The 14336-nt window shown below is 33.5% G+C and carries 14 protein-coding genes and 2 tRNA genes; 10 read left to right on the top strand and 6 right to left on the bottom strand.

From position 1 onward, the window contains the following. The first annotated feature begins 1 nt into the window (after position 1). From JJQ60_RS14850 to JJQ60_RS14835, 4 genes are all read left to right on the top strand, one after another. Positions 2 to 1195 (top strand): pyridoxal phosphate-dependent aminotransferase, encoded by a 1194-nt coding sequence (locus JJQ60_RS14850; protein ID WP_201921790.1) that lies wholly within the window; start codon positions 2 to 4, stop codon positions 1193 to 1195. Next, a complete protein-coding gene (gene murB / locus JJQ60_RS14845; protein WP_201921787.1) occupies positions 1192 to 2205 on the top strand; it encodes a UDP-N-acetylmuramate dehydrogenase in 1014 nt (337 codons plus the stop codon). The genes JJQ60_RS14850 and murB overlap by 4 nt, the downstream gene beginning before the upstream one ends. Positions 2206 to 2327: 122 nt before the next feature. After that, on the top strand, positions 2328 to 2534 hold the full coding sequence (locus JJQ60_RS14840; protein ID WP_201921784.1) for a membrane or secreted protein: 207 nt from the start codon (positions 2328 to 2330) through the stop codon (positions 2532 to 2534). 32 nt (positions 2535 to 2566) lie between these two features. After that, complete coding sequence (locus JJQ60_RS14835) at positions 2567 to 3139, top strand: RNA polymerase sigma factor (RefSeq protein WP_236669138.1); 573 nt, start codon at positions 2567 to 2569, stop codon at positions 3137 to 3139. 15 nt (positions 3140 to 3154) lie between these two features. On the opposite strand, the gene JJQ60_RS14830 is transcribed toward JJQ60_RS14835, so the two are convergent. Beyond that, the gene (locus tag JJQ60_RS14830; protein ID WP_201921781.1) at positions 3155 to 3388 is read right to left on the bottom strand and encodes a hypothetical protein; all 234 of its coding nucleotides are present in this window, start codon (positions 3386 to 3388) and stop codon (positions 3155 to 3157) included. Between the two features lie 266 nt (positions 3389 to 3654). Between JJQ60_RS14830 and lipA the strand changes: the two genes are divergently transcribed. From lipA to JJQ60_RS14815, 3 genes are read left to right on the top strand one after another with little or no spacing between them, the layout of a single operon-like run. Continuing rightward, entirely contained in the window at positions 3655 to 4527 is an 873-nt protein-coding gene (gene lipA, locus JJQ60_RS14825; RefSeq protein WP_201921778.1) for a lipoyl synthase, read from the top strand. A gap of 27 nt (positions 4528 to 4554) precedes the next feature. Then, positions 4555 to 5559, top strand: a complete 1005-nt coding sequence (gene gap / locus JJQ60_RS14820) for a type I glyceraldehyde-3-phosphate dehydrogenase (RefSeq protein WP_201921775.1) — start codon at positions 4555 to 4557, stop codon at positions 5557 to 5559. Between the two features lie 29 nt (positions 5560 to 5588). Continuing rightward, positions 5589 to 7814: a tetratricopeptide repeat-containing hybrid sensor histidine kinase/response regulator gene (locus JJQ60_RS14815; protein WP_201921761.1), complete on the top strand. Its 2226-nt coding sequence runs from the start codon at positions 5589 to 5591 to the stop codon at positions 7812 to 7814. A 35-nt stretch (positions 7815 to 7849) separates the two neighbouring features. On the opposite strand, the gene lpxK is transcribed toward JJQ60_RS14815, so the two are convergent. Next, positions 7850 to 8857: a tetraacyldisaccharide 4'-kinase gene (gene lpxK, locus JJQ60_RS14810; protein WP_201921758.1), complete on the bottom strand. Its 1008-nt coding sequence runs from the start codon at positions 8855 to 8857 to the stop codon at positions 7850 to 7852. A gap of 108 nt (positions 8858 to 8965) precedes the next feature. Between lpxK and JJQ60_RS14805 the strand changes: the two genes are divergently transcribed. From JJQ60_RS14805 to JJQ60_RS14795, 3 genes are all read left to right on the top strand, one after another. Next, a complete protein-coding gene (locus JJQ60_RS14805) occupies positions 8966 to 10060 on the top strand; it encodes a Nif3-like dinuclear metal center hexameric protein (protein WP_201921755.1) in 1095 nt (364 codons plus the stop codon). Positions 10061 to 10063: 3 nt separating this feature from the next. Next, entirely contained in the window at positions 10064 to 10840 is a 777-nt protein-coding gene (locus JJQ60_RS14800; RefSeq protein WP_201921744.1) for a zinc ribbon domain-containing protein, read from the top strand. Positions 10841 to 10907: 67 nt separating this feature from the next. Next, positions 10908 to 12143 (top strand): glycosyltransferase, encoded by a 1236-nt coding sequence (locus tag JJQ60_RS14795; RefSeq protein WP_201921742.1) that lies wholly within the window; start codon positions 10908 to 10910, stop codon positions 12141 to 12143. Positions 12144 to 12251: 108 nt separating this feature from the next. On the opposite strand, the gene rpsT is transcribed toward JJQ60_RS14795, so the two are convergent. From rpsT to proS, 4 genes are all read right to left on the bottom strand, one after another. Further along, a complete protein-coding gene (gene rpsT, locus JJQ60_RS14790; protein ID WP_201921740.1) occupies positions 12252 to 12500 on the bottom strand; it encodes a 30S ribosomal protein S20 in 249 nt (82 codons plus the stop codon). A gap of 33 nt (positions 12501 to 12533) precedes the next feature. Then, positions 12534 to 12605: transfer RNA gene (locus JJQ60_RS14785), tRNA-Glu, on the bottom strand. 67 nt (positions 12606 to 12672) lie between these two features. Continuing rightward, positions 12673 to 12744: transfer RNA gene (locus JJQ60_RS14780), tRNA-Glu, on the bottom strand. Positions 12745 to 12822: 78 nt separating this feature from the next. Beyond that, positions 12823 to 14301 (bottom strand): proline--tRNA ligase, encoded by a 1479-nt coding sequence (gene proS, locus JJQ60_RS14775; RefSeq protein ID WP_201921737.1) that lies wholly within the window; start codon positions 14299 to 14301, stop codon positions 12823 to 12825. Positions 14302 to 14336 lie beyond the last annotated feature (35 nt).

The raw sequence follows: 14336 nt of genomic DNA, 5'->3' as shown, positions 1-14336 counted from the left end.
GATGCCAATAGTATCTCATAAGGGCAAAGCAATGCCAGAATCACCGATTAGAAAATTGGTTCCTTTTGCAGAAAAAGCTGTAAAAGAAGGCAAGCATATCTATCACCTTAATATAGGACAACCAGATATCAAAACTCCTATTGAGGCCATGAACGCTGTGCGAGATCACAAATTGGATATTCTTGCATATAGCCATTCTGCTGGATTTGAAAGTTTCAGAAAAAAGCTTGCAGGCTATTATGCTAAACACGACATTACTATATCCTCTGATGACATTCTAATTACTACAGGAGGAAGTGAAGCCCTTATCTTTACTATGGGTAGTATAACAGATCCTGGTGATGAAATTATTGTACCAGAACCTTTCTATGCTAATTATTATAGTTTTTCAACCCAATCAACAGTTAAGGTGGTTCCTGTAATCTCTAAATTAGAAACCGGGTTTGCTTTACCACCTATTCCTGATTTTGAAAAACTTATCACCCCAAAAACCAAAGCGATTCTAATCTGTAATCCCGGAAACCCCACAGGATACTTATATAGTAAAGAGGAAATAAAGCAATTATCGAAATTAGCAATCAAATATGATTTATTTTTGATCTCTGATGAAGTATATCGAGAGTTTGTGTATGACTCTTCAGAACATTATTCAATTTTACAGGAAAGAGATTTAGAAGATCATGCTATTGTTGTAGACTCTGTTTCTAAACGATATAGCATGTGTGGAGCTCGTATTGGGTGTTTGGTAAGTAAGAATAAAAGCGTAATCGAAACAGCAATGAAATTTGCTCAGGCAAGATTAAGCCCACCTACTCTTGCCCAAATTGCAAGCGAAGCCGCATTAGAAGCCCCTGATTCTTACTATAAAGAAACTGTAGAAAAGTATAAATTAAGAAGAGACACTCTGGTATCTGGATTAAGAGAAATTCCCGGGGTAAAAGTAGCCTTGCCAAAGGGGGCATTTTATTGTATTGCCGAATTACCTGTTGAAGATGCAGATCATTTTGCAGAATGGTTATTAAATAAATTTGATTTGAACAAACAAACTGTTATGTTAGCTCCCGCTTCTGGGTTTTATTCTAGCCCGAATGAAGGAAAAAATCAAGTTAGAATTGCCTATGTCTTAAATCGAAGAGATTTAAAAAAATCAATAGAAATATTAAGACAGGGATTAGAAAAATATAATAGTCAATGAAAATTGAACATCATAAATCTTTAAAAAAATACAATACTTTCGGAATAGATGTTACTGCCAAAGAGTTTATAGAAATCTCTTCAGAATCAGAACTCATTAATGCGCTATCAAATAATTCTCAAAAAGATGTATTTATTTTAAGCGGTGGTAGCAATATGCTACTTACCAAAAACCTTGACACTTTAGTTTTACATATTGCGATAAAAGGGATTACTGTTTTAAAAGAAACAGATTCTTATGTGCACGTATCAGTAAATGCAGGTGAGAACTGGCATGATTTTGTTCAATATTGTATTGAAAATAATTATGGTGGGTTAGAAAATCTATCATTAATCCCTGGTTATGTAGGTAGTGCGCCAATTCAAAATATTGGGGCCTATGGAGTAGAACTTAAAGACACAATGTTACATTGTAGTGCCATTGATATCAAAACAGGAGATAAACATGGTTTTTCTAATCAAGAATGTAAATTTGGCTATCGCAATTCTATTTTTAAGAATGAAGCAAAAGGCAAATACATTATTACTAGTGTTGTTTTTAAGTTAAGTAAAAATGAGCATATTCTAAACACCAGTTACGGGGCTATAGAACATGCTTTAACAGACAAAGGAATCACAAACCCGTCTATTAAAGATGTTTCAGAAGCGGTTATTGAAATCAGAAAAAGTAAACTCCCGGATCCAGCAGAAATAGGTAATAGTGGTAGTTTCTTTAAAAACCCTGTTATTTCTATCAATCATTTTAAACAACTGCAAAACACTTATCCAAATATTCCATCGTATAAAATAGATGAGAATCATATTAAAGTGCCAGCCGGGTGGCTTATTGAACAATGTGGTTTTAAAGGAAAACGATGGGGTGATGCTGGAGTACATAAAAAACAAGCATTAGTTCTAGTTAATTATGATAATGCTACCGGAGCCGAAATACTTAGTATATCGCAGAAGATTCAAAAAGAAATACGTGAAAAATTCGACATCAAACTCGAAACCGAGGTTAACATTATCTAGCATTTCATTTCTTTAAAAAACACGTTGTTGTAACAAAAACAACTCTTAATTTTTGCTTTAACCGCCTCATAGCCATTCATTCTTTGTATCTTTGCAATCAATTTTGATTATATTACATTGTTATGAAACTTTTTTTACTTACGGTAGTTTTATTATTATTGGCCTTTGCAGGAATTGCTATCAAACTTTGGGCTAAAAAAGATGGTAAGTTTGCTGGAACATGTGCAAGCCAAAGTCCTTTTCTTAATAAAGAAGGTGAATCGTGCTCTCTTTGCGGTAAAACACCTGATCAATTTTCTAATTGCAACGAAACTGAGCATTCTAAATAACTACTACCGGTATTCTATTCAAACATATTTCATTGAAAAAAGAACGTCCAATCTCGTTAGAAGATCATATAAAAAAAGCTAAAGAAGGGAAACAAACATCTTTTAATTATCTTTTGGATACTTTTTGGAATGATGTGTACAATTTTCAATTAAAAAGAACTCAGGACGAATACGAAGCAGAAGATATTACTATACAGAGTTTCTCTAGGGCATTTGATAAAATTGATACGTTTAAAGAAGAATTCAATTTTAAAACCTGGTTGATACAAATTTCAAAAAATATTCATATCGACCTGTTAAGAAAAAAAAATGCATCCATTCAATCTAAAACGACAACTCAGGTAGATGATTCTGTATATCGAATAATAGATGATAACCCCTCTCCAGAAGATAAATTAATTACAGAGCAAAATTTAGCACAATTACTCCTTTATATAAAACAACTAAAACCTCATTATCAAAAGGTAATTAATTTACGTTATTTTCAAGAATTAAGTTATAAGGAGATAGCAGATCAATTAGAAGAACCAATCAATAATGTAAAAGTAAAATTATTGAGAGCAAAAAAATTATTGTCAGAGATTATAACCAACACCAAAAACTGACACACAAGGTAAATCTTATCTTAACGTAAAAGAAGTAAACCTTTTTATAACATAATACAATGGATTAATCCATTTATCATTAATCTTTTTGTCGTATTTCACAAATTTCTGAACCAAGCCTTTTGGCGCAGAGATCTCTTTTTCAATTGCAGTGATATTGATATATTTATGATTATTTATCAGCCACTTCTCTACACGTTTTCGATTGTTTTGTATTTTTTTTGGGGTCACCAATTCCTCAGGCATCATTTTTCCTCTTTTTTAGAACTGATAACTTTCAAAATCAAAAAAAATTTTATATTAACTTAATTTTAACCTTGTGTTAAAACTTTATCTACCAGTATTGTTAGCGATAAAAAAATAGGGCAAATATTAAAATCCCTGCTCTTTATTTAGATTCAACGCATCACTTAAAACAAATACTAATCCTATTGCTACTGGATAAACATTAACTTTATCTAAAACTTCTTATTAATCTATCCTTTCTTTGTATTTTTACACAAAATATTGCTTGTATGAATAATGATGTTGCTTCAGTAGCACCTCCAAAAGGAAAGCCTAAATGGCTACGAGTAAAACTTCCAACAGGAAAAAAATATACGGAACTCCGTGGTTTAGTCGATAAATATAACTTACACACTATATGTACTTCTGGTAGCTGTCCTAACATGGGAGAGTGCTGGAGTGAAGGTACTGCTACTTTTATGATATTAGGTAATATCTGTACGCGCTCTTGTGGTTTTTGCGGTGTAAAAACAGGAAGACCAGAAACTGTAGATTGGGAAGAGCCAGAAAAAGTAGCTCGATCTATAAAATTAATGAATATTAAACATGCGGTAGTAACCTCTGTAGATAGAGATGACCTTGCGGATGGTGGTTCTATTATATGGGCAGAAACGATTCAGGCCATAAGAAGGATGAATCCTGAAACCACTTTAGAGACATTAATACCAGATTTTCAAGGCAAAACTAAAAACATAGACAGAATAATCTCTGTTAAACCAGAAGTAGTTTCGCATAACATGGAAACTGTAAAAAGATTAACCCGTGAGGTGCGTATACAAGCTAAGTATGAACAAAGTTTGGAAGTACTTCGATATCTTAAAGATAATGGTATTAATCGTACTAAAAGTGGTATTATGTTAGGCCTTGGAGAAAAGGAAGAAGAAGTGATACAAACCCTTGAAGATCTTAGAAAAGTAAATTTAGACATTGTTACTATAGGACAATATCTCCAGCCTAGTAAAAAACATCTTCCTGTAAAAGAATTTATAACACCCTATCAATTTAAGAAATACGAAAAATTAGGTCTGGAAATGGGCTTTAGACATGTTGAAAGTGGTGCCTTGGTAAGGTCTTCGTATAAAGCTCAGAAACACCTAACATAATTCAAAAAATCAGTAATTGAAGATTTAATGAATACACCCATAAGAGTAGCTATTAATGGATTTGGAAGAATAGGTCGTAATCTTTTTCGATTATTAATACATCACAAAGACATACAAGTAGTTGTAATTAATGATCTTGCAGATACGAAAACATTAAGCCATCTGCTAAAATATGATAGCATACATGGAGTTTTACCGCATGATGTGTCATACACTACTACCGAGATTTTAGTAGATAACAAACCAATACCACTACTCAATCATAAAGATCCCGAAAAATGTAGTTGGTCGACATATCATGTTGACATTGTAGTAGAATCAACAGGAAAGTTCAAAACCAAAGAACTTGCAGAAAAACATCTAAATGCTGGAGCAAAAAAAGTAATTCTCTCTGCACCTCCATTAGAAGATAGCATAAAAACAGTAGTTTTAGGTGTAAATGATCATATTCTTGATGGAACAGAAACAATAATTTCTAATGCTTCTTGCACCACAAACAATGCGGCACCAATGATAAAGGTAATTAATGACTTATGTGGTATTGAACAAGCTTATATCACAACGGTACATAGTTACACCACAGACCAAAGTCTACATGATCAACCTCATCGAGATTTGAGGCGAGCCAGAGCTGCAAGTCAATCCATTGTACCGACCACAACAGGAGCAGCAAAAGCTCTTACCAAAATTTTTCCGGAATTAAGCGATGTAATTGGTGGATGTGGTATTAGAGTCCCTGTCCCAGACGGCTCATTAACCGATATCACATTTAATGTTAAAGAGTCCATTTCGATTGAAGAAATTAACCAAGCATTTAAAAATGCTTCTGAAACCTACCTAAAAGGCATTTTAGCATACACCGAAGACCCAATAGTATCTATAGATATTATTGGTAATCCTAGCTCTTGCTTATTCGATTCTTTAATGACCTCTGTGATCGGAAAAATGGTAAAAATCATAGGATGGTATGATAATGAAATTGGGTATAGCCACAGAATAATAGATTTAATTATTAACATTTGTAAGAAATAACTATATTAGTTGAGATTTTTACAGGAAAAATGCCAACCCCAATTAGACATTCTATAGTTATAACTTTACTTATCTGTTGTTTTAATGTGTATTCCCAAATTGGAATTAACACTCCAAAAAACAGTCAAGTCAAGGATTCTATTGCGAATTATTTACGAAGAGCTTCTAGATCAATAGAACAAGCTCATTTAGAAAAAGCTCTTGAAAATGCTATTATTGCCAAAGAACTAGCTTTACAAAATCAAGATAAAAAATACCGCGCAAGTACCAATATGGTCCTTGCCAAACTTTATCGAGAATTAGGAGACCTAAAAAAAGCAGAGGAGCAAATTCTTAATGCTATCGAAATACAGAACGAAGATAATAATGAGAGTGGCTTAGCATGCTCATATACCATCTACGGATCAATAGCTACAAAACTTCAGGATTATAAGACTGCGAATCAAGTTTTGGGCAAAGCACTTGATTTATCGCAAAAGAACAATATAGAAAATCAAATAGGGCCCGTAAAATTAAATCTGGGGCTCTTAGCACTGGAGAGTAACCAACACCAAAAGGCAATTGATCATTTCAATAGTGGTTTACCCTCAATTGAAACCCATGAACAACATTACTTCAAGGCAAAACTATATAGTAATAAAGCAAAAGCTCAGTTAGCATTAAATCAAGTAGAAGAAGCCTTAGCAACTAATGATTTAGCTATGAAAATTGGGAAAGATAAAGGCTATTCTGAGATTAGATCTACTTGCTTCGAACTTTATAGTCTGATATACGAAAAGAAAAAAGACTATTTAACCTCATTAGACAATCTAAAAGCGCATCAAAAAATAAAAGATTCCTTATTCAACATAAATAAAGAAATCATTGCACAAGAAGCTGGCGCAAAACTTAACTTAAATGAAAATAATGTTTTAATAGAAGAGCTTACCGAAGAAAATATTCAGCAACAAAAATCATTGAAATTAGGGCGCTTGACCACGATATTAAGTATCGCTTTAATTACTATATTATCGCTATTAACTCTTTCTCTTTATAAAAACAATAATCTTAGAGCTAGAGCCAATGAATTATTACAGAATAAGAATACAGAATTAATTCTTGCCAAAGAAAATGCAGAAAGAGCTAGCGAAGCTAAAGTTCAGTTTCTCTCTACAATCACTCACGAACTAAGAACACCTTTGTATGCCGTTACGGGTCTTACACATTTATTACTGGAAGAAAGCCCTACACCAAATCAAAAAGAACATCTAAATTCTCTTAAATTTTCTGGAGAATACCTCTTATCCTTGATCAACAATATTCTTGACCTGAATAAACTAGAAGCTAATAAGGTAGAAGTAGAAAACACGTCATTCAATTTAAAGAAAAGAATAAACGATGTACTTATTGCATTGGGTAAATCTGCGAAGGATCGAAATAATAATTTACATTATGAGTTTGATGATTCTATCCCTATGAAATTAAAAGGAGATCCTCTTAAAGTATCTCAGATTTTAATTAACCTTATCGGGAATTCAATAAAATTTACTCAAAATGGAGATATTTGGATACGAGTAAAATCCAAACAACAAATTGACAATACCGTATTTCTTAATTTTGAAATAGAAGATAATGGTGTTGGAATTTCAGAAAAAAAGCAACAGAGTATATTTGAAAACTTTACCCAAGGGTCTGTGCAGATTAACAGAAAATTTGGAGGTACTGGTTTAGGGCTATCTATTGTAAAAAATCTATTATCATTAATGGATAGCGAAATTAAACTAGAAAGTAAGTTAGGTAAAGGGTCTAAATTTTTATTCGATCTAAAATTTGAAGTTTTTCAGGATAAGAGCACAGATTATGTAGAAGAAGCGAAAAAGATTGATTATAGCGTAATGATCGATAAGTATGTCCTGATAGTAGAAGACAATAAAATCAATCAACTTATTACCAGAAAGATATTAGAAAAAAATAAAATAAAATGTGATGTAGCAGATAATGGGGATATTGCGGTCAATAAAGCTAAAGAAGATACTTTTGACTTAATTTTAATGGATATCCATATGCCGGGAATAAGTGGAATTGAAGCCACTAAACAAATAAGAGAATTTGATACAGAAATACCAATTATTGCATTAACAGCTGTAACGCTTGATGATAATTTAGACGAGTTTTACGACAGTGGGTTTAATGACATTATTCCAAAACCATATAAAACCGAAGAGTTTTTTACAAAACTCCATAAGGCTTTAGTAAAAAAACAAGCTACTACTTAAGTATAGCGTAAAAAATAAGATCTTGTTACAAGGTCTTATTTTTTTATATACCTAAATAATGTATCGTCAAAAGCACTCCCATTCTTAATAAATTTCATTTCGATAGGTTGATACCATAAACTTTTACCAGAAAAATCCGAAATCAATCTCACATAATCCTTTTCTGTTGTTACTATAATATCATGATGTGCTAAATCTTTTAATTCTTTATCGGTAAAATTGTGATGATCTGGAAAACTAATATGATTAAATGTTAATCCTAAAGAAGTATAATATTCTATCAACGGTTTTGGATTAGCTATACCCGTTACCAATACAAAAGATTTATTTTGTAACCAATCAATCGACTCTTCTTTGGTTGTACCCACAATCTTATCTCCATAATCAATAGTAGAAAAAAATAAAGATTGCTCTGAATGTATATTAAGTTTTTCTGTTATTGCTTTCATTTCAGAAGTAGAAATATCGTTAGGACACTTGGTTACAATAACGATATTAGCTCTATTTGCCCCTTTTCTTGGTTCTCTTAGGTTTCCAGTAGGCAATACGATATCGTTACAATAAAGGTCGTAATAAGAGGTTAGTAAAATATAAAATCCGGCTTTTACCTTACGATGTTGATATGCATCATCCAAAATAATCACCTCAGGCCTAGGATCTGTTGATCTTAAATTTGCTATCCCATTTTGTCTATCACCATCAACTCCAACAAGCACATCATTATATTTAATCTTAAATTGCAAAGGCTCATCCCCTACTTCTCTAGCTGTTGAAGAAGACAATACCAATTGAAACCCCTTAGACTCCCTTTTATACCCTCTACTAAGTGTGGCCAACCTTGCTTTTGCTTTTAATAATCGTATTAAATATTCGACCATAGGAGATTTACCTGTTCCTCCAACACAAAGATTACCAACAGCAATAATAGGAAAATCATACTCCTTAGATTTTTTAATTCCCATGTCATACAATTTGTTTCGAAACCAGGTTACGAGATAATAAATTGGTACAATAGGAAAAAGTATCTTTCGCAACACATTCATGCATTTCTAATTTTAACCGATAGTTTTGCTAACAAAAGTATAAAACGAAACTTTGATTATTGACAAAAGTTTTTTTACATTCAAATTATATTCATAAAACACATCAAAATGCAAATAAGAGAGGTAATACAGCACCTTGAAACTTTAGCTCCAAGCACATATGCAGAAGATTTTGACAATGTTGGGCTATTAGTCGGGAACCCTAATACCGCAGTAACTGGAATCTTGGTTACACTAGACACACTCGAAGAAATCGTAGATGAAGCCATAAAAAATGATTGTAATTTGATCGTTAGCTTTCACCCTATCATATTCAAAGGAATTAAAAAATTTAATGGCAGCACCTATGTTGAACGTGTAGTAATGAAAGCCATAAAGCATGATATTGCGATTTTTGCCATTCACACAGCATTAGACAATGCTCTTAATGGAGTTAATGATATGATGTGCGAACAACTACAGTTAATTAATCGTAAAATTCTTATCCCGCAAAGCGGAAACATAAAAAAGTTAACCACCTATGCTCCTGTTAATGAAGCAAAAAGCTTACTTGATAAACTTTTTGAAGCTGGGGCTGGTAGCATTGGCAATTATAATAATTGCAGCTTTTCTTCTAACGGGACAGGGACTTTCAAAGCATTAGAAAATGCAAATCCTTCTATAGGAGAGGTCGGAAAAACTCATTATGAACCAGAAACTCAAATTCAGGTTACATATCCCAAACATAACGAGCATAAAATCCTTAAAGCACTTTTTGAAAACCATTCTTACGAAGAGGTAGCTTATGAAATTACTACGCTAGAAAATAAAAATCAGCATATTGGTATAGGGATGATAGGAGAACTACCTGAACCTATGGACGAAGTAAAATTCTTAAACCATCTTAAAACGGTATTTAAAACAGGATGTGTAAGACACTCCGCACTTCTTGGAAAACAGATTAAAAAAGTTGCCGTTTTAGGAGGTAGTGGTAGTTTTGCCATTAAAAATGCGCAACGTGCGGGAGTCGACATTTTTATTACAGCAGATTTAAAATATCACCAGTTTCATGAAGCCGAAAAGAAACTTATTTTAGCAGATATTGGTCATTATGAGAGCGAACAATACACAAAAAACTTAATTGTTAGTTATCTTAGAAAAAAAATCAGTAATTTTGCAATCATTTTATCGGATAAAAACACCAATCCTATACAATACATTTAAAATATGGCAAAGAAAGAAGTTACTGTTGAGCAAAAATTAAGAGCATTATACGATTTGCAATTAATTGACTCTAGAGTTGATGAGATCAGAAACGTACGTGGAGAACTACCTTTAGAAGTTGAAGATCTCGAAGATGAAGTAGCCGGATTAAACAAACGATTAGAAAAACTAAATAACGACCTTGAAACTATCGATGATGGTATCAAGAGTAAGAAAAATCTAATCGAAGAAGCTAAAGCGCTAATCAAGAAGTACGGAGAGCAACAAAAAAACGTACGTAACAATCGCGAGTACAATTCTTTAAGCAAGGAGATCGAATTTCAAGAATTAGAAATTCAATTAGCAGAAAAGCATATTAAAGAACATAAGGCACAGATCGTTCAGAAAAATGAGATTATAGGTCAGACCAAAGATAAATTAGCTGAGCGCAATGAACACCTTTCTCATAAAAAAGGAGAATTAGATGCAATCTTAGCCGAAACTGAAAAAGAAGAGCAAGCTTTAATTGCTAAATCAGAAGATTATCAAAAAGAAATCGAGGAAAGATTAGTTGCTGCTTATAAAAGAATCAGAAAGAACGTAAAAAATGGTTTAGCAGTTGTACCTATCGAACGTGGCGCATCTGGAGGATCTTTCTTCACTATTCCACCACAAGTACAAATGGAAATTGCCTCTCGTAAAAAAATAATTACAGATGAGCACAGTGGTAGAATACTAGTAGACCAAGAACTTGCTAAAGAACAAAAAGAAAAAATGGAAACCCTTTTTTCTAAACTATAACGCATCAACAGTTATTAAAACATAGCCTCAGTATACCACTGAGGCTTTTTTGATTAAAAAATATCGAATGAATCACATTCTAATTATTGGTTTTGTTTGGCCTGAGCCAAATTCATCTGCTGCAGGAAGTAGAATGCTACAGCTCATTGAGTTATTTTTATCATATAACTGGAAGGTAACTTTTGCCAGCCCGGCTTCAAAAACCGAACACATGGCTCTTTTGAAAGATTATAATATTTCAACAGAAACCATTGAAATCAATAGCCCTAATTTTGATAGGTTTATTAAGCATTTACAACCAGATATTGTAATGTTTGACCGATTTATGATAGAAGAACAGTTTGGATGGAGAGTCGCTAAACATTGCCCTAAGGCGCTAAGAGTTCTAAACACAGAAGATCTGCACAGTTTACGCAAAAGCAGACAAGAAGCATTTAAAAATAAGAGAGAATTTCGAATCGAAGAGCTTCAAATAAATGATGCTACCAAAAGAGAGATTGCAAGTATATATAGATCTGATCTTTCATTAATCATTTCAGATTTTGAAATGAAAGTATTAACAGATACCTTTAAAATTAAAGAAGATCTTCTATCTTATGTCCCTTTTTTACTACCACCGATCACTCAGGAAGAAAAAAAAGACTGGCCTAGTTTTGAAGAAAGAAAACATTTTATCACCATCGGAAATTTCAGGCATGAACCTAACTGGAATAGCGTATTATACTTAAAAGAGACCATCTGGCCCCTAATCAAGAAAGAAATACCTGAAACAGAACTACATATTTATGGCGCTTACCCATCTGCAAAAGTTACACAACTCAACAACCCAAAAGAAGGTTTTTATATAAAAGGCAGAGCATCAGATGCACAAGAGGTAGTAAGAAAAGCTCGAGTTTGCCTTGCTCCTTTGCGATTTGGAGCTGGCATTAAAGGAAAACTTGCAGAAGCAATGCTTTGCGGAACACCAAGTGTTACCACAACCATTGGAGCCGAAGGAATGCTCGATGAAGATTCAGATTGGAATGGTTTTGTCGCAGATAACCCAGAACATTTTGCCAAAGCCGCAGTGAGGCTCTATTCTAATAAAAATATCTGGCAACAATCACAACAAAACGGAATTGAAATCATAAATACTAGATTTCAAAAACAAAAATTTTCGAATCAATTAATATCTCAAATCAAAACCCTTCAAAACAACCTTGAAGAGCATCGTTCAACTAATTTTATTGGCTCTATGTTGCAGTATCACACAATGAGAAGTACAGAATTTATGTCTCGTTGGATCGAAGAAAAAAATCGATAGCCCTCTTACTTAACAATCAACGTAATATCACATTCACATACCATTCAACAAAAAAAGCTCTTCCTTATAAAAAGGAAAAGCTTATATTCTTTCAAAAATCGTATACTACTATAATGCAGCTACGTGCTTTGCCAACTGAGATTTAAGGTTAGCTGCTTTATTCTTATGAATAACATTGTTTTTAGCTAACTTATCAAGCATAGAAACTACAGTTGGAAACAAAGTTTCTGCTTCTTTTTTATCAGCTTCACGTAATTTTTTAATAGCATTACGTGTAGTTTTATGCTGATATCTGTTTCTAAGACGCTTAGTCTCACTGTTTCTAATTCTCTTTAATGCTGACTTATGATTTGCCATCTCTCTTCTGTTAAATTTCTTACTATAAATTTGTAGCCCGTAGGGGAATCGAACCCCTCTTACCAGGATGAAAACCTGGCGTCCTAGCCGATAGACGAACGGGCCATTTTCTCTTTCAAAGATTGCAAATTTATAGCTTTCGTTATAAATCTGCAATTAATTTCAATATTTGTAGCCCGTAGGGGAATCGAACCCCTCTTACCAGGATGAAAACCTGGCGTCCTAGCCGATAGACGAACGGGCCATCTATTTGCCTAATTGCGGATGCAAAAATACAACTATTTTTTAATGGCGCAAGTGTTATTTTATTTTTTTCTAAAACTTAATATGCCTTGGCAAATAAAACACGTATTTTGGAGGGTTTACCTGTGTAAACACATTCTCCATTTTCTTCTTTTGCATCAAATGGAATACAACGTATAGTCGCTTTAGTTAACTCTTTAATCTTTTGTTCGGTTTCTATTGTTCCGTCCCAGTGTGCAGAAATAAATCCTCCTTTTTTCTCTAAAACTTCTTTAAACTCATCAAAAGTACTGACTTCGGTAATATGCTCATCTCTATAATCGGTAGCTTTCTGATGTAAACTTTGCTGAATTTCTTTCAGTAGAGACTCTATTGTATCTACCACATTATCCTTTTCAACAAATTGCTTAGTCAAAGTATCTCTTCTAGCTAATTCTACCGTTCCTTTTTCTAAATCTTTTGGACCAATAGCTATTCGAAGAGGAACACCCTGCAATTCATACTGCGCAAACTTGGCTCCTGGTCTATGCGTATCACGATTATCAAACTTAACCGAAATCCCTTTAGATCTTAAATCATTTACTATTTCATTAGCTACTTCCGAAATTTGCTCTAATTGCTCTTCTCCTTTATATATAGGCACAATAACCACCTGTATTGGAGCCAAATTAGGAGGCAGAACCAATCCGTTATCATCACTATGCGTCATAATAAGAGCCCCCATTAACCTTGTAGAAACCCCCCATGATGTAGCCCAAACGTAATCTAACTTTCCTTCTTTTGAGGTAAATTTAACATCAAATGCTTTAGCAAAATTTTGTCCTAAGAAATGTGAAGTTCCTGCCTGCAAAGCTTTACCATCTTGCATCAATGCCTCAATACAATACGTATCTTCTGCTCCAGCAAAACGCTCGCTTTCTGTTTTCCTTCCTTTAATCACTGGTATAGCCATAAAATTCTCAACAAAATCTGCATACACATTGTTCATCTGCTCAGTCTCAGCTATAGCTTCTTGTCTAGTTTCATGAGCCGTATGCCCTTCTTGCCATAAAAACTCAGCCGTACGTAAAAAAAGACGGGTTCTCATTTCCCAACGAACTACATTTGCCCATTGATTAACCAAAATAGGTAAATCACGATAAGACTGTATCCAACCTTTATACGTATTCCAAATAATAGCTTCAGATGTTGGGCGAACGATTAGCTCTTCTTCAAGTTTTGCCTTTGGATCTACAATCAATTTAGAGCTGTCTTCCGGATCCGTTTTTAACCTGTAATGGGTTACAACAGCACATTCTTTAGCAAATCCTTCAGCATTTTTTTCTTCAGCTTCAAAGAGGCTTTTTGGGACAAATAATGGAAAATATGCATTTTGATGCCCAGTTTCTTTAAACTTTCTATCTAATTCTGCCTGCATTTTTTCCCAAATAGCATACCCATACGGCTTAATAACCATACATCCTCTTACTGCTGAATTTTCGGCTAAATCAGCCTTTACGACTAATTCATTATACCATTTTGAATAATCTTCACTACGCTTCGTTAAATTCTTGCTCATAATCTGCTATTTGGCACAAATGTTGTGGCTTTGTT

Source organism: Aquimarina mytili (assembly GCF_016735115.1).
Lineage (GTDB): Bacteria > Bacteroidota > Bacteroidia > Flavobacteriales > Flavobacteriaceae > Aquimarina > Aquimarina mytili.
This window is presented reverse-complemented; position numbering and strand designations above follow the sequence as displayed.

Excerpts from the sequence above, each read along its gene's own strand:
- proS (WP_201921737.1), bottom strand. The coding sequence starts at position 14,301 with ATGAGCAAGAATTTAACGAAGCGTAGTGAAGATTATTCAAAATGGTAT.
- lipA (WP_201921778.1), top strand. The coding sequence starts at position 3,655 with ATGAATAATGATGTTGCTTCAGTAGCACCTCCAAAAGGAAAGCCTAAA.
- gap (WP_201921775.1), top strand. The coding sequence starts at position 4,555 with ATGAATACACCCATAAGAGTAGCTATTAATGGATTTGGAAGAATAGGT.
- murB (WP_201921787.1), top strand. The coding sequence starts at position 1,192 with ATGAAAATTGAACATCATAAATCTTTAAAAAAATACAATACTTTCGGA.
- JJQ60_RS14805 (WP_201921755.1), top strand. The coding sequence starts at position 8,966 with ATGCAAATAAGAGAGGTAATACAGCACCTTGAAACTTTAGCTCCAAGC.
- JJQ60_RS14830 (WP_201921781.1), bottom strand. The coding sequence starts at position 3,388 with ATGATGCCTGAGGAATTGGTGACCCCAAAAAAAATACAAAACAATCGA.
- JJQ60_RS14850 (WP_201921790.1), top strand. The coding sequence starts at position 2 with ATGCCAATAGTATCTCATAAGGGCAAAGCAATGCCAGAATCACCGATT.
- lpxK (WP_201921758.1), bottom strand. The coding sequence starts at position 8,857 with ATGAATGTGTTGCGAAAGATACTTTTTCCTATTGTACCAATTTATTAT.
- JJQ60_RS14795 (WP_201921742.1), top strand. The coding sequence starts at position 10,908 with ATGAATCACATTCTAATTATTGGTTTTGTTTGGCCTGAGCCAAATTCA.
- JJQ60_RS14815 (WP_201921761.1), top strand. The coding sequence starts at position 5,589 with ATGCCAACCCCAATTAGACATTCTATAGTTATAACTTTACTTATCTGT.
- JJQ60_RS14840 (WP_201921784.1), top strand. The coding sequence starts at position 2,328 with ATGAAACTTTTTTTACTTACGGTAGTTTTATTATTATTGGCCTTTGCA.
- rpsT (WP_201921740.1), bottom strand. The coding sequence starts at position 12,500 with ATGGCAAATCATAAGTCAGCATTAAAGAGAATTAGAAACAGTGAGACT.
- JJQ60_RS14800 (WP_201921744.1), top strand. The coding sequence starts at position 10,064 with ATGGCAAAGAAAGAAGTTACTGTTGAGCAAAAATTAAGAGCATTATAC.